The organism is Paraburkholderia domus, assembly GCF_905220705.1.
Lineage (GTDB): Bacteria > Pseudomonadota > Gammaproteobacteria > Burkholderiales > Burkholderiaceae > Paraburkholderia > Paraburkholderia domus.
Window position 1 is genome coordinate 24987 of the sequence record NZ_CAJNAT010000013.1, and the last position, 25198, is coordinate 50184.

The window sequence follows — 25198 nt, forward strand, 5'->3', positions numbered from 1 at the left end:
GGTCGCGGCTCGCGAGGGGGCGAACGCTTCGAGGCCAGTCCGGCCCTCGCGACCTTCTATAGGCGCAGATGCCGTCACGAAGCCGTGCATGTTCACTTTCGATGGCGGCCACGCCACTCCCGGGGTGTCATCTGAAAACGCTTCTGGAACCAGACCGTAAACGCCCCCTGGTTGGTGTAGCCCAACAGGGCGGCGACCCGGCCGATGGGATAGCGTGGATTGAGCAGGTAACGCACAGCAAGATCACGCCGCACTTCTTCAACGATGCCCGAGAAACTGGCGCCGGCCGAATCAAGCTGGCGCTGCAGGGTGCGCACCGTCAGACTCAGTTGCCGCGCCACCATTTCGATTGAAGCCTGACCGAGGGGCAATAGCAGGTAAATCGTCTTGCGCACCTCCAGCACAACTGAATCCGCCGCCGTTTCGTTGAGCGGATTGGCGAGACTTTCCGCATACCGGACCAGCACGGGGTCTGCATTCGGGTTCGGATAATCGAGGTCCGCTGCCGCACAAACGAATCCGTTGAAGTCGCTTTCAAACGTGATCGGACAGCCGAAGAAGCGGCGATGAAAAGTGAGATCGGGCGGCGCCGCATGGCTGAAGTGCACGCTGTGCGGTTTCCAGTGGGCGCCGAGGAGTGCGCTGGAATGACGGGATAGCACGCCGACTGCCAGTTCGATTGCCTGAACTGTCCGGGTGCCCGGTTCGGCGACAATCTCTTCGCGAATCGTCACTGTGTCGCCGGTCGTTTCGACGTAAACACCTAGCGCTTCGTTGAGCAGATAGCGGTATTGGGCAGCCGCCAGCAGCACCTCACGCAGCGTGCGCTTGTGGGCGAGCAGAACGTTGACGACGCCGCTACCGAACTGCTGACGGGTTTGCGCGATCAGCAGCCCGAGTGTCGAACACGACGCTTTCTCCGCCGTCGCTTCGAGCAGCCGGCAGGCGCCGTCAGCCGGAATCCGCTCATCGGGGTTCGCCAGCGCCACGGCGTCGAGACCGACCTCCTGCACTAGCTCGTAGGGGTTGAGGCCCAAGCCTCTCGCAACGTCGAAATAGCCGCGCAATGTCGACGATCTCACCATGCTCTGCATCCGGTCTCCTTCCTCTTTCGACGCGCGAAGCCCCTTTAGCGTGGGATTAGTGTTAACGCGCAGTGTCGTCAAATCATAAAACAATGTCACCAAAAACGAAATCCGTATCGACGGATTGCCGTATCTTGGCTGGACTGATCCACCTCCCGTTGCGCCGACCTGGACCGGACGCGGAGGTCAATCATCCAACTATTTCTGGAGGAAACGATGCAATTTCTCGACGACTCGCTGCACCCGGAGAATCAGGACAAGGTAGTCATCACCGTCGCACCGTACGGCCCGGAATGGGCGCCGGAAGACTTTCCCGAAGATATTCCGGTGACGATGGACGAGCAGATCCAGAAGGCCGTCGATTGCTACAACGCCGGCGCGACCGTGCTGCACCTGCACGTGCGTGAACTGGATGGGAAGGGCTCCAAGCGCCTGTCGAAGTTCAATGAGCTGATCGCGGGCGTGCGCGCTGTCGTTCCGGACATGATCATCCAGGTGGGCGGCTCGATTTCGTTTGCACCGGAAGACGACGGCCAGGCCGCGAAGTGGCTGTCCGACGACACGCGTCACATGCTGGCCGATCTCGACCCGAAGCCCGACCAGGTGACCGTCGCGATCAACACCACGCAGATGAACATCATGGAGTTGCTCTATCCGGAGTATCTGGAAGGCACGTCGCTGGCCAATCCTGCGCTCATGGCTGCGTATAGCGAAATGACGGTGCCGGCGGGTCCGGCCTGGGTTGAGGAGCACCTGCGCCGCCTGCAAGCCTCGGGCATCCAGCCGCACTTCCAGCTCACCGGCATCCATGCGCTCGAAACGCTCGACCGCCTGGTGCGCAAGGGCGTCTACAAGGGGCCGCTGAACCTGACGTGGATCGGCATCGGCGGCGGCTTTGACGGTCCGAACCCGCACAACTTCTTCAACTTCGTCCACCGTGCGCCGGACGGCGGCACGGTCACGGCTGAGTCGTTGCTGAAGAACGTCCTGCCGTTCAACATGATGGCGATGGCCATGGGCTTGCACCCGCGCTGCGGCATCGAGGACACGATCATCGACCAGCACGGCAACCGCATGAGCTCAGTGCAGCAGATCGAACAGTGCGTGCGCGTGGCCCGCGAACTGGGCCGTGAGATTGCGAACGGCAAGGAAGCGCGCGAGATCTACAAGATCGGCGTGCAGTACAAGACCGTCGACGAGACACTCGCGGCTAACGGCATGGCACCGAACCGGAAGGCAGGCGTGAAGAACCTGCCGCTGCGCGCGGCGTAATAAGGCGGTACTCGCCATCGGCATGACATGTCGTGCAGGTGGCGATTGAGGGAGGAGACCCCCGGCTCACAGCTGGGGAGCGGCACACATATCGGCCCCTTTTGCCCGTTACGGGAAAAGGGAGCCGGACGCGCCACACCAGAAGGAGACGAAATGCTTTTACAGCATGCTGAGCCCACAACGGCCGATGCTTCGGCGACGCAATCGGACATCCCCGCCTACGCGTGGGTGGTATGCGCGCTCACGGTCGGTCTGCTGCTTTCCGACTATATGTCGCGCCAGGTGTTGAACGCGGTCTTTCCGTTTATCAAGTCCGCCTGGAACCTCTCTGACACGAAGCTCGGTTCGCTCAGCAGCGTCGTGGCACTGATGGTCGGCGTACTGACCTTTCCGCTTTCGGTTCTCGCGGATCGCTGGGGCCGCGTCAAGAGCATCGTACTGATGGCGGCGCTGTGGAGTCTCGCGACCCTCGGGTGTGCCATCTCGAGCACTTACGGTGAGATGTTGCTCGCGCGTGCGTGCGTCGGTATCGGCGAAGCGGCCTACGGAAGTGTGGGTATCGCGCTCGTCCTGAGCATTTTTCCGCCGCGTCTGCGCGCCACCCTCACAGCCACTTTCATGGCAGGTGGAGCGTTTGGCTCCGTGATGGGCATGGCGCTGGGCGGCGCGGTCGCGAACAGCCTTGGCTGGCGCTGGTCGTTCGGCGCAATGGCCTGCGTCGGGATCGCGCTCGTTGTGATTTACCGTCTCGTCGTCACGGAAAAGAGGCTGGCTTTACTGCAGCCAGTGATCGCGGGGCAGAAGAGTAACCTCGGCGTGCGCATGAGCTTCCGTGCGCTGATGAAGGGGCTGTTTTCCACGAAGTCCGTCGTTTGCGCCTACGTGGGTAGCGGTATGCATCTGCTCGTCCCGGCGGCCGTGTGGTCCTGGATGCCGAGCTTCCTGAATCGCTACTACGGCATGGCGCCTGGTAAAGCGGCCGTGCATGGCGCGGTGTTCGTGCTCGTGACCGGCCTTGGCATGATCGCGTGCGGAAGCCTCTCCGACCATCTCAACAGGAAGGGTGTACAAAGAAAGTGGCTGACCGCGATCGTGTACTGCCTGTTGTGCAGCGTTCTGCTCGGCATCGCTTTCCACCTGCCGCCCGGCGGGTTGCAGCTCTTCCTGATCGGTTGCGGCATGTTCTTCTGTGCTGGCGCGACGGGGCCTTCGGGTGCCATGGTGGCGAACCTTACCCCACCGTCGATCCACGCGTCGGCATTCGCCACCCTGACACTGGCCAACAACCTGTTGGGGCTGGCGCCCGCGGCTATCCTCACGGGCATCGTCGCAGACCGGATCGGCCTCGTCGGCGCCTTGCAACTGGTCCCGCTTGCACCGCTGCTCGCGGCGGTCGCGTTTGCCATCGGCCGTTGCAGCTACAAGCGCGACCTTGACCTCGTGAATGCACTGCGTGAGAAGGCCACGCTCTGAGCGGCTTCTTCGCGCTTGCCGCGTCGTCCGCATGGTGAAGCGGCGGCGCGGTCTGGTTAAGTTTGGCTAAGTTTGAATAAGGCAGTACCTGGACACTATGCGGTAATCGACGCCTGCGCCCGGACGTGATGGTCCTCCAGCAGGCGCATTCCCTTTCTGTAAATCGAGAAACAACTGGAGAACGAATCATGGCGAAAGCAGTCCGCTTTCATGAAACCGGTGGCCCGGAGGTCTTGCGTTACGAAGACGTTGAAGTAGGGGACCCGGGCCCGGGCCAGGTTCGCCTGCGCCATGAGGCAGTGGGCCTGAATTTCGCGGACACCTATTTCCGCTCCGGACTGTATCCGGTTCCGCTGCCTGCCGGCATGGGTGTCGAGGCAGCCGGTGTGGTCGAAGCAGTGGGCGAGGGCGTGACGAATGTCGCGGTAGGCGATCGTGTCACCTATACGGGCTTTATCAACACACTTGGCGCCTACAGCACGGAGCGCCTTTGTCCGGCCGCACCGCTGATCAAGCTGCCTGAAGGCATTACCTGCGAGACGGCGGCTGCGATGACCATGCGCGGCTTGACCTCGTCGTATCTGATGCGGCGCATCTATGATTTCAAACCCGGCAATACCATTCTGCTCCATGCTGCCGCGGGCGGCGTCGGGCTGATCGTATCGCAGTGGGCCAAGCTGCTGGGGCTCACGGTGATCGGCACCGTGTCGAGCGAAGCGAAGGCGGAAGTCGCCCGCGCGCACGGCTGCGAACACACCATCAACTACAGCCACGAAGATGTCGCCAAACGCGTGCGCGAGCTGACCGACGGCGTCGGGGTCAATGTCGTTTTCGACAGCGTCGGCAAGGACACCTTCGAAGCAACCCTGGATTCGGTCAAGCGTCGCGGCCTCATTGTTTGCGTCGGCACGGCATCGGGGCCGATTCCGGCATTCAATCCGCAGATCCTGGCGATGAAGGGATCGCCGTATCTGACCCGTCCCGCGCTCGCCGACTATATTGCCGACCCCGCTGAAAAAGCGGACCTGGCCGGCGAAATCTTCGGCCACGTTGCGGCTGGCCGTATCAAGATCGAGATCAATCAGCGCTATGCGCTCGAGGATGCCTCGCAAGCGCACCGTGATGTCGAATCGCGCAAGACGACCGGCTCGTCGGTCTTTGTCATCTAAGGAGGGCGCCATGCATGTCGAACAACTCACCAACGCCATCGGCGCCGAACTGGTGGGCGTCAAGCTCGCCGACGCGATTCACGACGACGGTCTCTTTGCCGAGATCCGGACGAACCTGCTAAAGCACCGCGTCCTGTTCCTGCGCGATCAGGACATTAGCCGTGCTGAGCATGTCGCTTTCGCGCGCCGCTTCGGCGAGCTGGAAGACCATCCGGTCGCGGGCAGCGATCCTGAGCATCCGGGCCTCGTGCGGATTTACAAGACGCCCGACCGGCCCAACGACCGCTACGAAAATTCGTGGCATTCGGATGCCACCTGGCGTGAAGCGCCTCCGTTCGGCGCTGTGCTGCGCTGTGTGGAATGCCCGCCCGTTGGCGGCGACACGATCTGGGCGAACATGGTGCTCGCGTACGAGAACCTGCCCGCGCACGTGAAGGAGCAGATCGCCGAGCTGTACGCGCGTCACAGTATCGAGGCGAGTTTCGGTGCGGCGATGCCGATCGAGAAGCGGCATGCTTTGAAAGCGCAATATCCCGATGCCGAGCATCCGGTCGTGCGCACGCACCCCGAGACGGGCGAGAAAGTGCTGTTTGTGAATGCGTTCACGACGCACATCACGAATTACCACACGCCGGCGCGCGTGCGCTTCGGCCAGGACGCCAATCCGGGCGCGTCTGATCTGCTCCGCTATCTCATCAGCCAGGCTTACATCCCGGAGCACCAGGTGCGCTGGCGCTGGAAGCCGAACAGCATCGCGATATGGGACAACCGCAGCACGCAGCACTACGCGGTGATGGATTACGCGCCGTGCCATCGCAAGATGGAGCGAGCCGGAATTATTGGCGACAAGCCGTATTAACCTGAAGGACTCAGCGTCGTGACGCTCAATACCGACCCTACCATTCTTATCGTGCCCGGCCTTCGTGACCATGTGGCCGAACACTGGCAGACACTGCTGCAGGCTCGCCTTCCCAAAGCGGCTTCGGTGCCTCCGCTCGAGCACGACAAGCTCAGCTGCGCGGCGCGCGTCGCGGCGCTGGACGAGGCCATCGCGAAGATCGATGGCCCGATCGTACTGGTCGCTCACAGCGCCGGCGTCATGATTACCGTGCACTGGGCGCAGCACCACAACCGCCCGATCCAGGGCGCGCTGCTTGCCACACCGGCGGACCTGGAAGTACCGATGCCCGCCGGTTATCCGGCGCTGGACGTGCTCAAAGAACACGGGTGGCTGCCGGTCCCGCGCAAACCGCTGCCGTTTCCGAGCATTGTTGGCGCGAGCCGCAACGATCCGCTCGCGGCGTTTGATCGCGCGGCCAACATGGCCGCGGACTGGGGCAGCCGTCTCGTCGACCTCGGCGAAGTGGGGCACCTGAACCCCGCGGCTGGTTATGGCGAGTGGCCGCAGGCGGAGACCTTGATTCGTGAGCTTCTCTGACATGGCGTGCACAACGGAGCAGGGCACGGTGGTGAGCAAAAGCGCGTCGGTGACGGTCGATGTCCACTTCGACTTTGTCTGCCCGTGGTGCCTGATTGGCAAGCGCAATCTCGATGCTGCCGTCAGCCGCATCGCAGGCTTGCGTCCGGACGTCAGCGTCAAGTTGCGATGGCACTCGCATCAGTTGCTGCCCGATACGCCTGTCGGCGGGGTTCCTTACCAGGCGTTCTATGTGGCCCGTCTGGGGAGTCCGGGCGCGGTTGCCGCACGGCGCGCGCAGGTTCAGGAGGCCGCTCGCGCAGCCGGCATCGAACTGGCGTTTGACAGGATCGAGGTGATGCCCAACACGCGGGCGGCGCACAAACTCGTTGCATGGGCCACAACCACGAACACAGGCGCGGCATGTAAGCCCGCGTTGCTGATCGACCGGTTGTTCACAGGCTATTTCATGGACGGCGAAGACATCGGCAACCCGGACACGCTCGCGCGAATTGGCCTCGCTTGCGGTCTGGACGCCGCGGGTCTTGCTGAACATCTCACGACGTCACAGCGAGACGACAACGTGGCGTTACCGCGTTCACCGCAGGCTGATCATGTCAGGGGTGTACCGCATTTTGTGATTAATTCGGCACTGTCGCTGTCTGGGGCGTACTCGCCCGGTGCGATCGTGGATGCCATGTTGCGTTCGATTGACGATCAGGAGAGCAGATAATGTCACGCCAGATACCGGTCGGATCGGCCGATGAACTCGCGCCGGGACAGCGCAAACTCGTCTTCGTCGATGGCCGCAGCGTTGTGCTCTTCAATATCGACGGTGGGCTCTACGCCGTCGAAAACACCTGTCCGCACAATGGCGCATCGCTTGCAGGCGGCCAACTCGAGGGGCGCCTGCTTCGCTGTCCCGCCCACGGGCTTCGTTTCGACGTCACGACAGGTTGCATGCCGGGAAAGGGCGGTCTGAATCTTGCGACTTGTCCCGTCCGCAACGTCGCCGGTACGCTCGAACTCACCGTCGACGACACGCCGGCAAGTCCGTGTCACGCACAGCTAAGCTGAATCTGGAAAAATCAGGAAGGTACCCATGCATGGATTGATGATGCAGCAATCGCTGCTGGTCTCGTCGCTCCTCACCCACGCCGAGCGGCATCATGGCGAGCAGGAAATCGTGTCGCGCCGGGTCGAAGGCGACATTCACCGATATCGCTATCGCGATCTTGCGCAACGCGCCCGAAGACTGGCCAATGCCCTGGCTGGGCTCGGGATTAACCAGGGTGAGCGCGTCGGTACGTTGGCATGGAACGGCTACCGCCACATGGAGTTGTACTTTGCGGTGTCGGGTTCCGGTGCCGTGCTCCACACGCTCAACCCCAGGCTGCACGTCGATCAGCTCGCCTACATCATCGATCATGCTGACGATCGCGCGATTTTCTTCGACTTGACCTTCCTCCCGTTGATCGAGTCCGTTGCATCGCGTATCAAGAGTCCGAAGGTATTCGTCGCGATGACCAATCGGGCGAACATGCCGGCCGTGCACAATCTGCCGGTCACGCTGTTGTGCTACGAAGACCTCATTGACGGTCACAGTGATGACTTTGCCTGGCCGCTGTTTGACGAAAACAATGCGTCTTCCCTGTGCTATACGTCGGGTACCACCGGCAATCCGAAAGGGGTGCTGTACAGCCATCGCTCGACGCTTCTGCACACTTATGCGGCGGCATTGCCCGACTCGCTGAACTGCTCGGCACGCGATGCGATCCTCCCGGTCGTCCCTATGTTCCATGTGAACGCGTGGGGATTGCCCTATATCGCGTGCATGGTCGGCGCCAAACTTGTGTTCCCGGGTCCCGCGCTCGACGGAAAATCGCTCTATGAGTTGATCGAGGCAGAACAGGTCACGCTCTCCGCCGGTGTGCCGACCGTTTGGCAAGGGTTGCTTCGACATGCGGCCGAGCGCGGCACGACGTTTACGTCCATGCGCCGCACCATCGTGGGCGGGGCGCCCTGCCCGACGGCCATGACCGCGGAATTCCAGGAGCGTTACCAGGTCGACGTCCTGCACGCATGGGGGATGACGGAACTGAGCCCGGTGGGCACGGTTTGCAGTTTCAAAGGACGCCACCTGTCGTTGCCGACGCAGCAGCGCTACGCCGTCCAGGCAAAGCAGGGCCGCGCGGTGTTCGGCGTCGACATGAGAATCGTGGGTCCGGACGGCGAGGCGCTGCCATGGGACGGCCAGGTGACCGGCGATCTGCAGGTGCGCGGGCCGTGGGTGGCGTCCGGATATTTCGGTGGCGAAGATGCGTCGCCGCTATGCGACGGCTGGTTTCCGACCGGCGACGTGGCGAAGATCGATTCCGACGGCTTCATGCAGATCACCGACCGTAGCAAGGACGTCATCAAGTCCGGCGGCGAATGGATCAGCTCAATCGACATCGAGAACGTGGCGTGTCTGCACCCGGATGTGGCGAGTGCAGTGTGTATCGCGGCAAGACATCCGAAATGGGACGAGCGCCCGTTGCTGCTAATCGTGAAAAAGCCGGACAGCGCGCTTGAAAGTGACGAACTGCTCGAGTTCTTTGACGGCCGGGTGGCGAAATGGTGGAAGCCCGATGCCGTTGTTTTTGTAGATGCCATTCCTCTCGGTGCAACCGGCAAGGTGCTCAAGAATAAGTTGCGGGACCAATTCGGGGACTACTACCTGACGGCCTGAGGTGGGTCGTCAGCGTAACGACAACCGGGTCCGATCGAAGAGGGGCTAATTAAAGTCACGACCTACAGATGCAATCTGATCTGTGTCGCGAAGGCGCGTATGACTTCTTCATTTCGCGCTAGAAACATCCACTGGCCAACACGAGTCGACATTAGCAGTTCCGCCTCGATCAATACCGCGACGTGTGCTGATACGGTCGACTGAGACAAGCCACTGCGCGCGTGGATTGCATTTGACGGTACGCCGCAACCAAGATCGACGTGTCCCCGCACAAAGGATTGGTTCGGCGTCTTTAACCACCTCAAGATCTCGCGCCGGAACGGGTTTGCGAGTGCCTTATGAATTAAATTCTCGTCAACCATAGATTTCGACAAACACCTGAATAGAAGCTATACAAATCGGCCAGAGGTCACGGCTGAACGCATAGAACGCATCGCGTCACGCTCATGAGCGGCATCCCGGCCCGTCGAACGAGCCTTGACTTCGCGTTCAGTTGCGGCGCCTCGATAATGATTTTGTAATGCTTCGGACGAACTCTTCGCCAAGGTCCTCCCTGACGAGGCCCAAGGCCATTTGGATACCGTCACTCACACCGCGCGACGAGTACAGACTGCCATCCTTCAGGAAGCCTTGATTGCTCATGACGCGTACCAAGGGATACTCGGTGGAGAGACGCTGCGCGTCGTGCCAGTGCGTGGACAACGAGCGATGGTCGGCAAGGCCGGCGCGCGCGATTAAAAGCGCCCCGTTGGAGACCGACGCGAGCCTTCTTACCTTACGCCCGGCGTCACTGAGCCAGTCCACCAGTTCGCGATGCTCGCGTCCCTGGCTGATGACCGCGGAACCCGGCACTACGACGATGTCGAATGATGTGTGCGCATCCGCTAGACACTGCGTCGTGCCCACCGCTACGCCACTCGAGCACATGACCGGCCCCGGGGACGCACCCACGAGATGCTGTTCGTAAAGCATTTTGCCGCCAAGACGGTTTGCTTCGTGGAACACATCCATCGGGCCCGTCACTTCGAGCAGCCGAAATCCTGCGTACAGCGTTATCGCAACGTGCATGCGTCGTCACTCCGGGAATGCACCGCACATGAGGGGCCGCACCCGCTGCGACTGCACCCGGTTAACGCTCGGTGCGAGGGATGGTGTTCCTTTAACACGATGAATCTGTCCTTGGTTATCGTCCCGCATCAACCTGGATCGCAACTTTTGAAGAGCCGGCCGTAGCCGTATCCATGGGATCAAGTCTAATCAGCCGGAATGGGAGAGGAAAGACGGGGTTGGCGCGATGCCTGGCCAATCAACGTGAGATTTGGGCCAACGGCAGGGCCAACGGCGGGACCAACGGCGCCGGTGCGCTAATGTCATATGCGTTGAATTGGTCTGAAGGGTTAATGTCAGTTGTGCTCCCCGAGTCCGGCCCTTTCGTTACACCGACGCAAAAGACAATTACCGGTTAGTACGTCCCTGTTTTCGGTCTGTTGCAGTAAGCTACCGTACCCCTCGTCAATACGGGCTAGCAGGCTTGGTCCAGTCGTTCGGGTGAAGCCAATCGAATCGCCGGTATCGGAAACGGGCCTATTAACTCCACGAAGGTCACGGCATGAAAGTCGCCATTGTTATATTCGATGGTGTGCAGTCGCTCGATGTTGCGGGCCCCCTCGACGTGTTCGCAGAAGCAAACACGATCCTTTCCGAACAGCAGAAATATGAAGTCTCCCTTGTGGGACCCCGGGCCGGCACCGTGACCTGCTCGAACGGGATGCAACTTTCTGTGCCGTTCGGCTATGCGGATCTCGACACGCAATGGGACCTGTTACTGGTCGCAGGAGGGCCGCAGTTGCCCGACGCTCAACTGTCAAACGACTTTCTGGCGTGGTTGCAAAATCAGGCACGAGACGCGAAACGGTTCGGCTCCGTTTGCAATGGGGCATTCGTGCTTGCCCATGCGGGACTGCTTGATGGCAAGGAAGTGACAACTCACTGGGCGGACGCGGGCCGGCTTGCCCTCGAATTTCCGCAGGCGTGTGTGCAGCCCGACAAGATCTTCGTTCGTGACGGACGCCTCTTTACCTCGGCGGGCGTGACGGCTGGCATCGATCTGTGCCTGTCGCTTGTCGCAGAAGATTGGGGGCACGAGCTCGCCGTGCGTATAGCCAAGCGTCTCGTCGTCTATATCCAGCGGGAGGGCGGGCAGTCTCAGTACAGCCCGTATGTTGGAGCAGGGCGGGACGAAGATCCGATTATCGGCAAAGTGCACCGCTATGTGACCGAACATATAACCGATGCGCTATCGATCGAACAGCTCGCGGGCGCAGTCGCAGTGAGCCGACGGACCTTCTCGAGAGTGTTTGCGAAGTATGCAAAGGTGACACCGTCCGTGTTTGTCGAGCAGGTTCGCGTCGACACCGCGAGGAAGTTGCTCGAAGACACGGATGCACCGCTGAAGACCGTCGCATTTAAATGCGGCTTCCGCAGTGCCACGCATATGCGCACGACTTTCTCCCGGCGGCTAGAAGTAACGCCGAAACAATATCGGCAACGATTCCGCGGCGACGCAGGCAAGCAGCCACGAGGGGACGACGGTGCCGGTAAGCAGATCTCTCTTCAAGGACTCTCTCATCTGTGACTGACGTTGATTCCCTGCTATCGCTTCCTGATGTCCTTGAACCGGGTTTGTCGCTGGTATTTTGCGGAATCAATCCGGGTATTCGTGCGGCATCGACCGGTCATCACTTTGAAGGCAGAGGCAATCGGTTCTGGCGGGTCATGCATCTTGCAGGTTTTACTCCCGAACAGATTCGTCCCGAAGACGACCACACGCTTCTTCGATATGGCTGCGGTCTCACAACGGTGGTCCCGCGACCCACCGCGCAGGCTGCCGAGTTGTCGCGATCGGAGATTGAACTGGCCGGCGATGCTTTTCGGCGGAAGATTGAGCGGTATGCGCCGCGGCACATCGTTTTCCTCGGAAAGATGGCACTTTCGGCGATTTCCGGCACGCGCGATATCCACTGGGGGCCACAAACCAAGCCATTCGGCGGCGCACGCGCATGGGTCGTACCCAATCCAAGTGGACTGAACCGGGCGTTCGACCTCGATGCGCTGGTGGCCGCCTACCGGGAAGTCCGCGTTGCAGTAGCGTCCACACCCTGAAGGTGTGCGTTTTCGCGCAGCGTCCCGGTAACGAATTCCACGAAAGCGCGAATCTTGCCGCTGGTGCTTCGCCGCTCCACATGAAGCAGGCTCACCGGGATCGACTCGGGCTCGAATGAGGTCAGGACAGGTTGGAGCCTGCCATCAGCGACCTCAGGAGCCGCCTGGTACGACAGTAACTGGATTATCCCCACACCGTCGACGGCGGCCAGAACGGCAGCGGGACCCAGATCGACAATCATTCGTGGCTGAAGTCTGACGGGCAACCTCGAACCTTTCTCGTTGAACACCCACTCGAGCGGAGGCGAGACGCCAGTGAAGGACACACAATGATGATTGGTTAGATCTTTGGGGTGAAGGGGTTCCCCATGCGCGGCGAGATAAGAGGGCGCCGCGTACGTTCGACGCCGCACGAAACCCAACGGAACGGCGAATGTCGAGGAGTCTCCGAGGTGACCGACACGGATAGCAATATCCACCCCTTCCTCCAGAAGCCGCGTGGTTCGATCGACGTACACCGCATTGATGCTGACGTCCGGATAACGCAGCGCGAAGGCGTTGACCAGAGGCGCAACATATCGCTGGCCAAACAGGACGGGTGCAGAAATGGTCAACGTACCGACTGGATTGAGTTGATCGGCTGCAATGTCTGCTTCCGCGTCCGTGATGGTGTCCAACACCTTCCTGCAGGCTTCCAGGTATGTCATGCCGGCATCCGTCGGACGAACCGTTCGAGTCGTCCGGGCAAGCAGGTGTGTGCCTAGACGGGACTCCAGCGAATTGACCGCCCGCGAGACCGCGGCAGCCGACATCCCGACTTTTTCGGCTGCGCCAGTAAAGCTGCCTCGCTCGACGATGGCGACGAAAATCTCCATCTCACGCAATTTGTCCATTCCGCTCCCCACTCTGATCACCATGTTCACACGCCGTGATTCTATGCGTTGTGATCCGCATGGTGGCGCTCCGCGCTATCGAATGGTTCAAGGAGGCCGCCCAATATTCAACGCTGAATTCTTCCGGATGGCAGAAGGCGGCCTTCTCTATTTTCCCAGGCCGGGAAGGCTCACCTGATCGGCTTGCAAAAGACTCTTTCAGGCAGTGATGGTTATCAGGACATTCATTGGCCGGTTGGCAAAATTCGCTAACTTATTGGCCCAATACCAACTAGCGTGGGCTCCAACGGATTGCGCCTATCCTGGACAATCACTACACGTCTTAAGGCTAACCAAACGGAAGATAAACGGAAGAGGTCCTCATGTTCTCCGCAATGCTTGAAGTTCACCCAATACCCGAACAGTTCGATGCCTATCTCGGCATGGCGAAGATGCTGCGCCCTGAACTCGAGAAAATCGACGGGTTTATCGACAACAACCGCTATGCAAGTCTCACCCGCGAGGGATGGCTTCTTTCGCTGTCGAGCTGGCGCGACGAGAAGGCGCTCATCCGCTGGCGCAGCCAGGAGACACACCACAAGATCATGCAAGCTGCGCGAGATCGCGTTTTTTCCGACTATCGCTTGCGTATTGGCCAGACGGTCAGCGATACCCACGTACCGGCGGGACAGGTTTTGCGCGAGCAGCGCCTGGATGTCACCGAGGTGGGCAAAGGCACGGCGGTCACGCTGCATGACGGGAAATGCTCGCCGGAGTGGCTCAGGGAGAATGGCGCCGAAGCCGTGGCGAACTCACTGGGCGTGGATACGAATGCGCCCGACCTCGTCTCATGGGACGTCTTCGACGCACTGCTGGCGCCGGGGGAGGTAATCGCCGTGTTGACGTGGCGCGACCATGCAGCAGCTAAAGCATTCCTGGGCAGGACGACGACGGGAGATGCGTCACGCCTGCGGAATATCCGCATTATCCGGGAGTACGGAATGCTCGATCGGCGGGAAGCACCGCAATACTTCAAAGAGGCGCAACTCAGGTCGTAAGTCAGCCGTATATCGTCGTCGTAGCTGGAGAAGCTCGTAATTCCTGCGGCCTCCAACCACGAAAGTTAGATATCCGTATCAAATATGAGTGGAAACGGGAATCCCATGACTACAGGTAACCCTTTAATGACTGGAGTGGAAGCGCCGGACCTCGCACAGTCGCCAGCGCGCGTTTCTGTGCCGGGAACAGAGGCGCCTGCGCAACCAACGCCCAAACAAACCGCGCTTTCGCTTCGGCTCGCCGTGGGCGTCGTTGGGATGCTGTTTGCGTCGCTATTGGCCATTCTTAACGAACAGGTCACTGCACAGTCGCTCGCGGACATTCAAGGCGCGTTCTCGATTGGGCACGACGATGGCACCTGGCTGACCGCCCTGTTCGAGGCGGCGAATGTCGCTACGATGGTGTTTGCTCCGTGGTTTGGGATCACCTTCACGCTCAAGCGATTTACGATCGGTGCCGTGATCGCGACGATGTTCTTCGGATTCCTTTGCCCTTTCGCACCGAACCTGGTTTCGCTCTATACGTTGCGTGTCCTGCAGGGCATGGCCGGCGGATGCCTTCCCCCGATGCTGATCATCGTGGCGTTGCGCTATCTGCCGCCTGAAGTGAAGCTATACGGGCTCGCCGGGTACGCGCTTACGGCGACCTTTGGACCGGCGCTCGGCACACCGCTCGCCGCTTTGTGGACCGAGTATGTCGGTTGGCAAATGGCTTTCTGGCAAATCGTGCCGCTTGGCATCGCAGTCTGCGTGGCGATCCAGCAGGGGCTTCCCGCCGATCCGCTCAAACTCGAACGACTCAAGGCATTCAACTGGACCGGGTTTCTGACGGGATTTCCCGCCGTCGCCATGCTCGTGATCGGCCTTCTGCAAGGTGATCGTCTCGACTGGCTCAGTTCAGGGTTCATTCGCGTGATGTTTCTGGGCGGTGGGCTGCTGATGGCGACATTCCTCGTCAACGAGTGGTTTCACCCGCTGCCTTTTTTCAAGCTGCAATTGCTTTCGCGCAGAAATTTTACGCACGGACTCATGACACTCGTGGGCGCGGTAGTCCTGCTGGTGGGCGTGGCCGCCATACCCGGCCAATATCTCGCCAGGGTTCACGCCTACCGGCCGCTGCAGACGGCGCCCCTTTCATTGCTGGTTGCGATCCCGCTATTGATCACGCTTCCCCTGACGGCGGCCCTTTTGAATCTGCGGCGGGTTGATCACCGTTGGGTGATGGCGATCGGCTTGTGCCTGATGGTCGCCACGTGCCTGATGGGAAGTTTCATCACGTCCGATTGGATCCGCAACGATTTCTACTGGCTTCAATCCATACAGATCGTCGCGCAACCCATGGTGATTCTGGGAATCCTGATGGGCGTGACGACGGGCCTGGCCCCGACAGACGGTCCATTTGCTTCAGCGATGTTCAACTCGCTCAAGACGTTTTCCGCAGCTGTGGCGACAGGTCTCATCGAAGGGTTGGGTACTGATCGCGAACGTCTTCATTCGAACATGCTCGTGGACCAGCTGGGCAATCACGCACTTGTGACGAGCCAGAGTATCGACCCGGCCCATAGCCTTGGCGAGCTTGCGCACCGGATCCACGTGCAGGCAATGGTACTGGCCTCGGCGGATCTTTATTGGGTGATGGCAGGTGTTGCCATCGCACTTCTTTTCCTCGTGCCAGTGTTACCCGTGCGGATTTACCCGCCGTGGTGCACCACGCCCCCTCTTTCCACTAAGGGACGGTAATCATGTCATCCGTTGCTCGATCTCCTCTCAAGATTATTCGTATTGCCGCTCTGGTTGTCGCAGCCGGTGTTAGCGCATGGGCCTGCTCAAGCCTGTCAGGCCACTCGAATACCGAATCCACGAACGATGCTTATGTAGAGGCCGATTTCACTGTCGTGGCACCGCGTGTCGCGGGTCAGATATCCGACGTATTCGTCGAGGACAACCAGTCGGTCAAAGCCGGGCAATTACTGGTGCGTATCGACGACCGCGACTTCAGGGCCGCATTGATGATCGCAGAAGCGGACGTGGCTGCGGCAAAGGCATCCGTCGCGAACTACGACGCCGAGATTGCGCGGCAGCCTTCGCTCGTCGAGCAGGCGCGCGACGCTTAAATCCGACGACGCGTCGATCGGATTTGCGCGAGCCAACGCGTCGCGGTACCAGAACCTCTCGGAAGCCGGCGCAGGAACGACTCAGGAGCAACAGCACGCTTCGAGCACGCTCGCCGAGCAGCTTGCGCAGCAGGCCCACGACGGGGCCGTGCTGACGTCGACTGAGCAGAACCTGAACGTATTGAATACCCAGCGCGACAAGGCGGCCGGTGCGCTCGCACGCGCCGAAGCGGCGCTCGAACAGGCACAGCTCAACCTGTCGTATACGGAGATTCGCGCAGCGGTCGACGGCAAGGTTGGGCGGCGTTCCGCGCGGGTTGGTGCATTCGTGACGGCAGGTGCGCCGGTTCTCGCGATCGTGCCGCTTTCCGAAGCCTATGTTGTCGCCAACTTTCAGGAGAACCAGATCACGCACATGCGGCCGGGAGAAAGCGTGCGGATCAAGGTCGACAGCCTTCCTGGTGTGGTGATTCACGGCCGTGTCGATAGTCTCGCTCCCGCAACCGGTGTGAGCTTTGCGCCTATCGCGCCGGACAACGCGACGGGCAACTTCACGAAGATCGTCCAACGTGTGCCCGTGAAGATTGCGATTGACCGCGGTCAGCAGGCGGCCTCTGCGTTGAGCGTGGGGCTTTCGGTCGAAACGGAAGTGGCTGTCGGTCAGCATGGCGACGCGCCGGCCGAAGGGGGAGAGGGAAAATGAATGCGAACCACATTTCCATCCGTGCGGTAATACTGGAGATCCTGGCGTGCCTCGTGATGGCGGGTTGCACTGTCGGGCCGGATTTCGAACGTCCAACGACGTCCACGCCGCCCCAGGTCTTTGATCGCACCCAAGCTGCGCAAGCACCGAGCAAGGCAGTCGAGGCGGGATTCAACCAGGATTGGTGGACACTGTTCAACGATCCCACCTTGAACACGCTCGAGCAGCAACTGGCCGACGCGAACCTCGACGTGGCCGCGGCCTCGGCGCGCCTTCGCCAAAGCCGGGCCGAGCAGCGCGTGGCGGGTGCGGCGGAATATCCCACGCTCGACGGCGCTGCGTCGTACAACCGCGAGCGAGGCAGCCCGAACGGAATTCTCGGGTTGCTCGGGGTCAGCCCAACGGGAACCCAATCGCAATCCGCTTCGGGTAATACGCCGCTTGGCGTGGCGCCGTTGCCGGGTTCCAAGGGTTCGCCGGCCTACAACCTCTATCAGGCGGGTTTCGACGCATCCTGGGAACTCGATATCTGGGGCGGCGTTCGACGCACGGTCGAAGCTGCGTCTGCCATGAGCGATGCTTCTTACGAAGATCGGAACGCTGTCTTGTTGTCTGCCCGTGCCGAACTCGCGAGAGACTATATCGGGTTGCGCGACACGCAGTCGTTGCTGCGGATCGCGAGACAAAACCTTGAGATTGCTCACGATACCACGAAGCTCACACAGATACGGGTGCGTGAAGGCGTGACGACGGATCTGGACGTGGCCAACGCTTCCGCCCAGGTCGCGTTAATCGAAAGTCTGATTCCGACGCTCGAATCAAAGTGTGAGACCACGATCAACGCGATTGGCGTATTGCTCGGCGAGGAGCCAGGCGCGCTTGCGCAAACGCTCGACGAGCCGAGTGACGTACCCGAACTGCCTGGACAGGTGCCTATCGGCTTTCCGTCGGAGCTTGTGCAACGCAGACCCGATATCCGGAGGGCGGAAGCGCAACTGCATGCGGCGACGGCATCGATCGGCGTGGCAAAAGCGGACTTTTACCCGCGTATATCGCTGAATGGCAGCGCAGGTTTCCAGAGTCTTCAGCTCTCGACTCTCGCCAATTGGGCGTCTGGGCAGTTTGTTGTCGGCCCCTCCATCACGATGCCGATCTTCGAGGGCGGGCGCCTGAAGGGCACACTGCACCTGCGCGAGGCGCAGCAACAGGAGGCCGCGATCAACTATAAGCACACCGTACTTGAGGCGTGGCGCGAGGTGGACGATGCACTTGTCGTCTACGATGCTGAGCAGTTGCGCCGCGATAGGCTGACGGCGGTGGTTGCTCTGAACCAGCGCGCGCTTTCGATAGCGCAGCAGCGCTACAAAGGTGGCGCGATTGACTATCTCGACGTGCTGAACGTGCAGAAGCAACTACTCGACGCCCAGAGCAACCTTGAACAAAGCAGGGCGACCGCTGCGGCGAATCTCATCACCCTCTGTAAGGCGCTCGGTGGCGGCTGGGAATCGACTTACGCCGATCAATCCGTCTCGCGCTGACGGGGGAGCAGTTGGAAGGCAAATCGCCCTTTAATTTTGGTCGCTGATATTGTCAGCGCCGTTTCCATGCGAGCGAGTAACGACACGCGATGGACAAGATTTCTGCAATGAAGGTGTATGTGAAGGTGGTCGAAGCGACCACCTTCACGAGGGCCGCCGAAGTTCTGCGTACGTCGGCGGTCTATGTGACCCGTATGGTTCAGGCCCTTGAGGCGGATCTGGGCGTGAAACTTTTTATCCAGTCATTCATTTGCTACACTTGATCAGGAATTCGTTAGCGAGGAATTCGCTACGAAGCGGTGATTCGACTCGAGTTCGTTGACGCTTTTCTGTTCATAGACCTGCGGCGCCACAATTGCGGGCCCAAGCGACGGTCCTTCGTCGCAGCGTATGAAATAGTGCGGAGGTGTCGCCATGATTGAGTCGTCCGATTTCCGGAGCAAAAAGTTAGTGCTCAATCACGGAGGCGGCGACATGCCCGCGCTCGGATTTGGCACGTTGATTCCCGATGCAGCTACCACGACCCGTGCTACGAGAGACGCACTGGAAGCCGGCTATCGACACTTCGATTGTGCCGAGCGATATCGCAACGAGCGCGAGGTAGGCGAGGCCCTGCGGGTAGGGCTTGCTGCCGGAGGGATCGCGCGCGAAGACATCTTCATGACCACAAAATTGTGGAACTCCAATCATCGCCCCGAGCGTGTGGAACCGGCTTTCGAGGCAAGTCTTGAAAGACTCGGACTCGACTATCTTGATCTCTATCTGATACACACTCCGTTTGCATTCCACCCAGGAGATGAGCAGGACCCGCGCGATAAAAACGGCGATGTTATCTACGATAAAGGCGTGACCTTGCTGGACACGTGGAGGGCGATGGAAGATCTCGTCGACCGTGGAAGATGCCGGTCCATCGGACTATCTGACATCGGCCTGAACGAATTGCGGCCTCTCTATGAATCGGCACGCATCAAGCCGGCGGTGGTGCAGGTCGAAGCACATCCGTATCTTCCAGAAACGGAGCTTCTGGAATTCTGCAAAGAGAACGAGATCGTGTTTTTGGCCTTTGCGCCATTGGGTCACGGAATCAGGCCGGGGCCGCTTGAGGATCCAGTCATCACGCAGATTGCCGCACGAATTGGAAAGACGCCAGCACAGGTGCTGCTTGCCTGGGCCGTCCAGCGTGGCGGAGCTTTGCTCACCACACCAAAATCCGCGGCCCGCGCGCGCGAGAATTTCGATATTTCCGCGCTTCCGGAAGACGCGTTCGACGAGATCAACCGGATTGAGACGAGGCAGCGATTCAACGAAGTCGTCAAGACGGGCAGCCCCGGGTTTATACCGCGAAGTACGCAATAGATAGACGCGAACCGTATCTGGAGGCACTCCATGCTGGAAGAGAAAATACGCGAAGCCTTGAATGCGCACTGGCACGCGTCGGCGACGGGCGATCTCGACGCAGAACACGATATTTACGATGACGATGCCATCTGCGACTATCCACAGTCAGGTGAGCGAATCATCGGGCGAAGCAATTTGCAGGCGCTACGGGGTCATCATCCAGATAAGCCATCGGGTTTCGACGTCAGGCGAATTCAAGGGGAAGGTAATCTCTGGGTCACGGAATACACCATCACCTATAAGGGGCGAGCGGCGTACACGGTAAGCATTATGGAGTTCCGCAACGGCAAGGTTGTTCACGAGACCCAGTATTTTTCGGATCCATTTGAAGCACCGGGTTGGCGGAATCAATGGGTTCAGCAGATCGCGTGACGTCGCGTTGCGGCGAGACAGGCTCAATAGCTTAATGCTCGCGTGCTCAGTCATCCGAGTTGTGACTACATTGAGATTTCACGCATATCGATGAAACCTTCAAACAAGATCACATCCTCGAAAAGACGACGTATTTTGCAATGTGCGGTCGGACTCACATTTTTGTATGGCGCCCGGAAACAGATGCTCGCCTCGGCGCAAGCGGCGGCATCAGGAGCGCTTGCTCGCGTGCGTCCAGGCGATCCGGGATGGCCGTCCGCGACACAGTGGAACGAACTCAGCCAGCAAGTCGGCAAGGCACTGATCAAAGTGCAATCGCCCTTGGTGGCTTGCCTGAACGCGCCCGATAGTGACGACTGCAGGCTGCTATTCAAGGACCTAAGGAATCCCTATTTTCTCGGCGACGAGGTGGGTCTGACTCAGACCCTCGGCTGGGTAGATGCGTGGACATCAATGACTTCTATCAGCAGAACCTGCTTAACCCGCACTGGGGCGAACAGATCATCCTGCGCCATGACAATGTCCTCAAGATCGCGATGGTGTTCCAGGGGCTCAGCCGCAACGAAGCACAAGTGGTCTGGCAACCGTTCATGGATGCGGTCGCTCGTACGCCGGACGATTTCAAAGTCGAGTTCTCGCCACTCAAGATCGTGGCAACCTCGGCCCGCAGTTTCTGGGCGCCGACGATGCTCAAGAAACTCCTCGGTTTCATCAGTACCGACAGCAGGCCGGGCGCACCTACAAGCAATGTCTTCTGGCCGGGCGACCAATGGGATGCAGGTCACGTGCTGCATGGTTACGAGTCCGCGTGGCTTCCGGCGACCTTATTGCAAGACGATCAACGTCAAACGCTCGCCGATGCGCTGTTTGCTTCGACCCGGCACTGGGCCGTATCACTGCATCTCAACAAAGGTCTGGCCGGGGCGCCGGCCGAGGCCGTCGCTGCAGCCAGGGATACGGCAATCAACCCGGCCGCGCTCGATGCCTTCGCGTTACTTATCTGCCAGGCGGCGGAGCCACCCGCTTATCCTGGCATTCAGGGTCACGAGCCCGACACCGCGCTGGCGCGGCGGAACGTGCAGGCCATCGGACGAGCAATGGCCGAGGTGCGCAAGCTGGTTCCAGACGCCGGCTCCTACGTGGCGGAGAGCAATTTTTTCGACGCGGAGTGGCAGCGGTCTTTCTGGGGCTCTAATTACAGCAGGCTGCTCGCCGTTAAGGATGAGTACGATCCCGATGGTGTGTTCTTCGTTCACCACGGCGTAGGGAGCGAACGCTGGAGCGCCGACGGTTTTACCAGGCTCGTATGAACGACTCGACCCTCGAATTCGCCCACGCGGTTCAGCGGAAATCGCATTTCGACATCGAGTATGCCAGGATCGGGGCGCCAACGGCTATCCCCGATCCAGCGCAATGCCTGGTCGACCCCTGTCTTGCACGGAACTGAACAGCGAGGTGCCGCACGACGAATACGCCTAAGGAATTATTTTTCTTTTAGCAGATGCGAGGGGCAAAGTGATGATGCACCGGTGGCGACTGTGACAGTGAGTTTCATTGCGCGCCGCGTTCGCCTGCAAAGTCAGCGTCGGCCAGATACTTCGTGCTAGGATTCTTCGACAGCTGCCAACGGAGGCGATGATGGCTGACAACATCGAAGGCATTAGTGTCGCAAATGACGGCGAGGCCGTTAAGTTCGGTATCAGAGTCGACAGCGTCCATCACTTCTGCATTGTGAGCAGGGAAGTGCTTAAGGAATTGTCGCAGCCGGGTGGCCACAAAACCGACTTGTTGGAGGAGTTCGAACGGCACCGCGAGTTGATCAACGAGAAGGCCGCACTTGCAATTCGAAACGGTTTGAAGGGAGATCCGCTACCTCTTACCATCGACCTCTTCCTCCCTTAACGCAAAGCGCAAAGCTCACCGTGGGGCGACATCAGTTGCCCCTCCTATACTCGGCCATTCAACCTGGCTTGAGGTCAGCGATCGGGACCTACTCCCTGTTTTTACGCACTCAGTGGCTTGCGGTAGACCGTTCCGCGATGAGCTGCAACAACTTTGTCGACCGCGCCAGGCGCCGCTTCGCTAGCTTCGAGGATGATTGCAACACATCCCGGCGCAAAGTCACCGCTTACGGAATCGACGAATTCACGATCGAGTATATCGATGAGTGCAACGCCGGCCAGCCCTGTGCTTGCCCCGATCGTGAAGCCGAGTAGTGCGCCGGATGGTCCACCGAGCATGCCAATCAGGCCACCCGTTATGGCACCGATTACAACACCCCAGAACGGCTGCGTCTTTGTACCAAGCAAGGTCACTTTTCCAGCCAGGTCCTTTTGAACCATCACACCGCTTTCGATCTTGAAGCGCGCGTCTTCTCCCTCGAGATTCCGGAAATCCAGGCCGGCTTTTTCCGCATCAGCCACGTTGCTAAAAACCGCGACGATCAATTGTTGGGTCATCGTAAAGTGCCTCCCATGAAGAAATCCACGTGTCACAAACAGTCTGTCAGATGAAGCTCGCTGGCCTTGCTCACAAATGCTGCCGAAGACGAAGCACCCATGCAACGCGCACGAAGTTGTGCCGTCTGCATTTCGCGGCCCATGCATTCTCAAATTATTGATGACCCTGATTCTTACGCTTCGCCCCCGTCTGGCGTTTCTTCGCACGTTTGACATTGCCGCCCGCGGTCACGCGCTCGTTGCCACGGAGCACGAGCTTCCGCCGCTTCGAGCGGCGTATCGCCGGTGCATTGGGCGACCGCTTGACGACCTTGACGATGCGCGGCGCGCCGCTCTTCGTCGTGCCGACGTCTCCGGCAATGCCAGACGCGTTGCGCACGGAACGTGGCTCGGCCGCTGCGGGCTTCCAGACGACGAGCAGCTTACCGATATGCTGGATCGGTGCGGCACTGAGACGCTCGCAAATCTGGTCGTAGATTGCGTCGCGCGCGTCGCGGTCGTCGTCTGACACGCGGATCTTGATCAGGTTGTGTGCGGCGAGGTGTACGTCGATCTCGGCGAGTACTGCATCAGTCAGCCCTTCGGCGCCGATTAGCACGACAGGCTTGAGCGTTTGGGCCTGGGAGCGCAGTGCGGAGCGCTCGGCGGGAGATAGGAAAAGGGCGGGCATCGGGTCTTTGAAACGAATGTGGTCGCATAGCGGAAAGCTCGCTGCTTTACATTCTCGGCGTGACTGGCCGCTTACAACAACAGCGTATTAGCCGATAGTAACTATCGGTCATATTGATAAGCACATCGACATGTTGACCTCTATCGAACGCGATCAGCCTGACTATAATCAACTGACCCAATATCAACTTCTCGGGTAGTTGTCGGGGCTCGTTGTCATCATCGGGAATTAATACGACCAAAGACGCGCAATTCATCTTCGTCGATACGCCCGGTTTCCAGACCCGTCACGCCGCCGCACTGAACCGCGCGGTCACGTCGACGCTGACGTCGGTCGACCTGATGGTGCATTGAGAGGGGCCTTCTGGGGCAGCCTGATCGGTTGGCTATTTCTCAATCCGCTGCTGGGCGCCGCAGTGGGATCGGCGTCAGGGGCATTGGCAGGAAAATTGAGTGAATACGGTGTCAGTGACACTTTTGTGAAGTCGCTGGCGCAAAAAATTCAACCTGGCGCCGCCGCCGTATTTGCGCTGCTTAAGGATGTGACGCTGGATAAAGTGAAAGCCGACCTGGCGAAACTGGGCGGGACTGTGCTCTACACCAATCTTTCGCTCGACGATGAGCTGAAGCTGGTCGAGGCGCTGTCCAAAGCCAAAGAAACGGCAAACGGATAACGCTGGCCTGGCAAGCAGCGGGACTTTTCACCGCAACTTTCGAGGCGACGTCATCAGATATTGACGACGTGCCTGGCTATGTATCAGATGCCGATTACAACCTCGCGGGCGGCTACGGCACTTCGATAAGCAGAAGCAGCAGTTTGTTGCTCGATCGCAGCCGAATCAAGATCGGCCTCCGATTCCGCCAATTCATATGCATTCCTAGCTAATGCGTAGGCGTTGGCAGACTTACGTTGAAGTTCTGCAACCTCGGCCAGGTCAATGTTAGCCATGCTCATTCTCCTGCGGATAGAAGATTCCCCGTACTTTTCGATTCATCCATGTCGTTTTGGAATATTGAATCCCGCAACATTCCGTAGAGGCTTACGGAACAGCCGTGCAGTAAAGCGGGTGAGCTAGTGGTCAATAGTACTGTCATCTGGAAGCAATGTTGGCAGATATCAATGGTGCAATGGAACGGCTTGGTAACAGCATTGGCTGCTGCTTCGACAACCGGCAGCAGCATGGTGCGAGCGTGCGTCCGAGGTCTATTGGTCTTCACTGACTTGACAGGCGTGCACCGTTGGCCTTTGATGAATGGACAGCCCGTGCTGGGCTGACAGAACAGGCAGGGAGCCGGCCATGAGCACCACCCGTCATACCACGATGTGGGACGCCGCCGTCGACGCGCTCGAGCGCGCCGAGCGCTTGCATCGGCAGTTCTTCCGGTTAGCGGGTCAGCACGCGCGGGTGCCGGTATGGGAGCCGCCCATCGAGGTGTTCGAGCATGAGGGCCGGCTGGCGATCGTGGTGGCGCTGCCTGGTGTGCCTCCCGAGCGCGTCAGCCTGGAGCTCGAAGGCGGGATGCTGGTCGTGACAGCCGAAAGGGCATTGCCCCGTGCCTTCGCCGTGGGGGCGGTCCATTGCCTGGAAATTCCTTATGGACGCTTCGAGCGGCACATCCGGCTTCCGGCCGGGCGCTACCGGCTGGCACAGCGCGACGCTCAGGACGGTTGCCTGGTGCTGGACTTCGAAAGGCTGGATTGAGTC

The 25198-nt window shown here is 59.8% G+C and carries 27 protein-coding genes and 2 pseudogenes; 22 read left to right on the forward strand and 7 right to left on the reverse strand.

Features of this window, described 5'->3' with window-relative positions; translation table 11 throughout:
- Positions 1-92 precede the first annotated feature (92 nt).
- Positions 93-1094: an AraC family transcriptional regulator gene (locus KHO31_RS21550; protein ID WP_201073883.1), complete on the reverse strand. Its 1002-nt coding sequence runs from the start codon at positions 1092-1094 to the stop codon at positions 93-95.
- Between the two features lie 207 nt (positions 1095-1301).
- Here KHO31_RS21550 and KHO31_RS21555 point away from each other — a divergent pair, with 207 nt between their 5' ends.
- The 8 genes from KHO31_RS21555 (at position 1302) to KHO31_RS21590 (ending at position 9147) form a co-directional block, all read left to right on the forward strand.
- On the forward strand, positions 1302-2357 hold the full coding sequence (locus tag KHO31_RS21555; RefSeq protein ID WP_201073881.1) for a BKACE family enzyme: 1056 nt from the start codon (positions 1302-1304) through the stop codon (positions 2355-2357).
- A gap of 153 nt (positions 2358-2510) precedes the next feature.
- The gene (locus KHO31_RS21560; RefSeq protein ID WP_201073879.1) at positions 2511-3830 is read left to right on the forward strand and encodes an MFS transporter; all 1320 of its coding nucleotides are present in this window, start codon (positions 2511-2513) and stop codon (positions 3828-3830) included.
- Positions 3831-4018: 188 nt separating this feature from the next.
- Entirely contained in the window at positions 4019-4999 is a 981-nt protein-coding gene (locus KHO31_RS21565; protein ID WP_201085237.1) for a quinone oxidoreductase family protein, read from the forward strand.
- A gap of 10 nt (positions 5000-5009) precedes the next feature.
- Entirely contained in the window at positions 5010-5858 is an 849-nt protein-coding gene (locus KHO31_RS21570; protein WP_201073874.1) for a TauD/TfdA dioxygenase family protein, read from the forward strand.
- Positions 5859-5876: 18 nt separating this feature from the next.
- On the forward strand, positions 5877-6437 hold the full coding sequence (locus KHO31_RS21575; RefSeq protein ID WP_201073872.1) for an RBBP9/YdeN family alpha/beta hydrolase: 561 nt from the start codon (positions 5877-5879) through the stop codon (positions 6435-6437).
- Positions 6424-7149, forward strand: coding sequence for a DsbA family oxidoreductase (locus tag KHO31_RS21580; protein ID WP_236071382.1), 726 nt, complete (start codon positions 6424-6426; stop codon positions 7147-7149). The genes KHO31_RS21575 and KHO31_RS21580 overlap by 14 nt, the downstream gene beginning before the upstream one ends.
- Positions 7149-7493: a Rieske (2Fe-2S) protein gene (locus tag KHO31_RS21585; RefSeq protein ID WP_211624121.1), complete on the forward strand. Its 345-nt coding sequence runs from the start codon at positions 7149-7151 to the stop codon at positions 7491-7493. Before KHO31_RS21580 ends, KHO31_RS21585 begins: the two co-directional genes overlap by 1 nt.
- Before the next feature lie 25 nt (positions 7494-7518).
- Positions 7519-9147 carry a 3-(methylthio)propionyl-CoA ligase gene (locus KHO31_RS21590; RefSeq protein ID WP_211624123.1) on the forward strand — a complete coding sequence of 543 codons (1629 nt, stop codon included), beginning with the start codon at positions 7519-7521 and terminating at the stop codon, positions 9145-9147.
- A gap of 62 nt (positions 9148-9209) precedes the next feature.
- Here KHO31_RS21590 and KHO31_RS21595 read toward each other — a convergent pair whose 3' ends face one another.
- Both KHO31_RS21595 and KHO31_RS21600 read right to left on the reverse strand, forming a co-directional pair.
- Positions 9210-9509: an ArsR/SmtB family transcription factor gene (locus tag KHO31_RS21595; protein WP_201085240.1), complete on the reverse strand. Its 300-nt coding sequence runs from the start codon at positions 9507-9509 to the stop codon at positions 9210-9212.
- A 127-nt stretch (positions 9510-9636) separates the two neighbouring features.
- The gene (locus tag KHO31_RS21600) at positions 9637-10215 is read right to left on the reverse strand and encodes an AraC family transcriptional regulator (protein WP_211624125.1); all 579 of its coding nucleotides are present in this window, start codon (positions 10213-10215) and stop codon (positions 9637-9639) included.
- A gap of 541 nt (positions 10216-10756) precedes the next feature.
- On the opposite strand from KHO31_RS21600, the gene KHO31_RS21605 reads away from it, so the two are divergent.
- Positions 10757-11782 carry a GlxA family transcriptional regulator gene (locus tag KHO31_RS21605; RefSeq protein WP_201073862.1) on the forward strand — a complete coding sequence of 342 codons (1026 nt, stop codon included), beginning with the start codon at positions 10757-10759 and terminating at the stop codon, positions 11780-11782.
- Entirely contained in the window at positions 11779-12309 is a 531-nt protein-coding gene (gene mug / locus KHO31_RS21610; protein WP_201085241.1) for a G/U mismatch-specific DNA glycosylase, read from the forward strand. Before KHO31_RS21605 ends, mug begins: the two co-directional genes overlap by 4 nt.
- Here mug and KHO31_RS21615 read toward each other — a convergent pair.
- On the reverse strand, positions 12270-13202 hold the full coding sequence (locus tag KHO31_RS21615; RefSeq protein ID WP_201073858.1) for a LysR family transcriptional regulator: 933 nt from the start codon (positions 13200-13202) through the stop codon (positions 12270-12272). The two genes, mug and KHO31_RS21615, sit on opposite strands and share 40 nt — an antisense overlap.
- A 362-nt stretch (positions 13203-13564) precedes the next feature.
- Between KHO31_RS21615 and KHO31_RS21620 the strand changes: the two genes are divergently transcribed.
- From KHO31_RS21620 to KHO31_RS21660, 9 genes and pseudogenes are all read left to right on the forward strand, one after another.
- Positions 13565-14239: an antibiotic biosynthesis monooxygenase family protein gene (locus KHO31_RS21620; RefSeq protein WP_211624127.1), complete on the forward strand. Its 675-nt coding sequence runs from the start codon at positions 13565-13567 to the stop codon at positions 14237-14239.
- Positions 14240-14344: 105 nt separating this feature from the next.
- Positions 14345-15979, forward strand: a complete 1635-nt coding sequence (locus KHO31_RS21625; protein ID WP_407945951.1) for an MFS transporter — start codon at positions 14345-14347, stop codon at positions 15977-15979.
- Positions 15980-15981: 2 nt separating this feature from the next.
- A pseudogene (locus KHO31_RS21630) lies at positions 15982-17056 on the forward strand (HlyD family secretion protein).
- Positions 17053-18594, forward strand: coding sequence for an efflux transporter outer membrane subunit (locus KHO31_RS21635; protein ID WP_211624129.1), 1542 nt, complete (start codon positions 17053-17055; stop codon positions 18592-18594). Before KHO31_RS21630 ends, KHO31_RS21635 begins: the two are co-directional and overlap by 4 nt.
- Positions 18595-18683: 89 nt before the next feature.
- Complete coding sequence (locus KHO31_RS21640; protein ID WP_201073850.1) at positions 18684-18857, forward strand: helix-turn-helix domain-containing protein; 174 nt, start codon at positions 18684-18686, stop codon at positions 18855-18857.
- Between the two features lie 151 nt (positions 18858-19008).
- On the forward strand, positions 19009-19950 hold the full coding sequence (locus tag KHO31_RS21645; protein ID WP_211624130.1) for an aldo/keto reductase: 942 nt from the start codon (positions 19009-19011) through the stop codon (positions 19948-19950).
- Between the two features lie 30 nt (positions 19951-19980).
- The gene (locus KHO31_RS21650) at positions 19981-20364 is read left to right on the forward strand and encodes a nuclear transport factor 2 family protein (protein WP_201073846.1); all 384 of its coding nucleotides are present in this window, start codon (positions 19981-19983) and stop codon (positions 20362-20364) included.
- A 443-nt stretch (positions 20365-20807) separates the two neighbouring features.
- Entirely contained in the window at positions 20808-21674 is an 867-nt protein-coding gene (locus KHO31_RS21655; protein ID WP_236061438.1) for a BBE domain-containing protein, read from the forward strand.
- A gap of 328 nt (positions 21675-22002) precedes the next feature.
- Complete coding sequence (locus KHO31_RS21660; protein WP_201073844.1) at positions 22003-22266, forward strand: DUF1488 family protein; 264 nt, start codon at positions 22003-22005, stop codon at positions 22264-22266.
- A 101-nt stretch (positions 22267-22367) separates the two neighbouring features.
- On the opposite strand, the gene KHO31_RS21665 is transcribed toward KHO31_RS21660, so the two are convergent.
- Positions 22368-22823 carry a DUF1269 domain-containing protein gene (locus tag KHO31_RS21665; protein WP_211624131.1) on the reverse strand — a complete coding sequence of 152 codons (456 nt, stop codon included), beginning with the start codon at positions 22821-22823 and terminating at the stop codon, positions 22368-22370.
- A gap of 154 nt (positions 22824-22977) precedes the next feature.
- A complete protein-coding gene (locus KHO31_RS21670) occupies positions 22978-23493 on the reverse strand; it encodes a YhbY family RNA-binding protein (RefSeq protein ID WP_211624132.1) in 516 nt (171 codons plus the stop codon).
- A 221-nt stretch (positions 23494-23714) separates the two neighbouring features.
- On the opposite strand from KHO31_RS21670, the pseudogene KHO31_RS21675 reads away from it, so the two are divergent.
- A pseudogene (locus tag KHO31_RS21675) lies at positions 23715-23840 on the forward strand (GTPase Era); the annotation flags it as partial.
- Positions 23841-23842: 2 nt separating this feature from the next.
- Complete coding sequence (locus tag KHO31_RS21680; RefSeq protein WP_201085243.1) at positions 23843-24166, forward strand: DUF1269 domain-containing protein; 324 nt, start codon at positions 23843-23845, stop codon at positions 24164-24166.
- 83 nt (positions 24167-24249) lie between these two features.
- Here the strand turns inward: KHO31_RS21680 and KHO31_RS21685 are convergent, their stop codons facing one another.
- On the reverse strand, positions 24250-24441 hold the full coding sequence (locus tag KHO31_RS21685) for a hypothetical protein (protein WP_201073834.1): 192 nt from the start codon (positions 24439-24441) through the stop codon (positions 24250-24252).
- A 349-nt stretch (positions 24442-24790) separates the two neighbouring features.
- Between KHO31_RS21685 and KHO31_RS21690 the strand changes: the two genes are divergently transcribed.
- The gene (locus KHO31_RS21690) at positions 24791-25195 is read left to right on the forward strand and encodes an Hsp20/alpha crystallin family protein (protein ID WP_201073832.1); all 405 of its coding nucleotides are present in this window, start codon (positions 24791-24793) and stop codon (positions 25193-25195) included.
- Positions 25196-25198 lie beyond the last annotated feature (3 nt).